This is a genomic window from Pseudomonas sp. NPDC085632, assembly GCF_044541255.1.
Taxonomy (GTDB): Bacteria; Pseudomonadota; Gammaproteobacteria; order Pseudomonadales; family Pseudomonadaceae; genus Aquipseudomonas.
In genome coordinates, this window is record NZ_JBITSX010000027.1 from 78220 (window position 1) to 78852 (window position 633).

Annotated in this window: 1 protein-coding gene and 1 pseudogene; both read left to right on the forward strand. The window is 56.4% G+C overall.

The features are described 5' to 3' along the window. Positions 1-168: pseudogene (gene ilvH, locus ACIF4X_RS17995) on the forward strand (acetolactate synthase small subunit); the annotation flags it as partial. A gap of 48 nt (positions 169-216) precedes the next feature. Then, positions 217-633: NAD(P)-dependent oxidoreductase (locus tag ACIF4X_RS18000; RefSeq protein WP_397483171.1), on the forward strand; the 417-nt coding region annotated here is incomplete at its 3' end.

Here is a 633-nt window from a genome sequence, read left to right on the forward strand (position 1 = left end):
CGTGGACAGATCGTCGTCGTCAGCGCCAGCGTGTATACCGTTCAACTGACCGGTACCAGCGACAAGCTCGACAGCTTCATTCAGTCCATCGGCACCGCGTCGATTCTGGAAACCGTCCGTAGCGGCGTGACCGGCATTGCCCGCGGCGACAAAGTACTCAGCATCTAAACCAAATTAGCGAATGGCCTGAACGGCCTGGATATATAGGGGAATTTCATGAAAGTTTATTACGAAAAAGACTGCGACCTGTCGATCATCCAGGGCAAGAAAGTTGCCATCATCGGTTACGGTTCCCAAGGCCACGCTCAAGCGTGCAACCTGAAAGATTCCGGCGTTGACGTTACTGTTGGTCTGCGTAAAGGTTCGGCCACCGTTGCCAAAGCTGAAGCTCACGGCCTGAAAGTGACCGACGTTGCTTCCGCTGTTGCAGCTGCCGACCTGGTCATGATCCTGACCCCGGACGAGTTCCAGTCCTCCCTGTACAAGAACGAAATCGAGCCGAACATCAAGAAAGGCGCCACTCTGGCCTTCTCCCACGGCTTCGCGATCCACTACAACCAGGTTGTTCCGCGCGCCGACCTCGACGTGATCATGATCGCGCCGAAAGCCCCGGGCCACACCGTACGTTCCGAG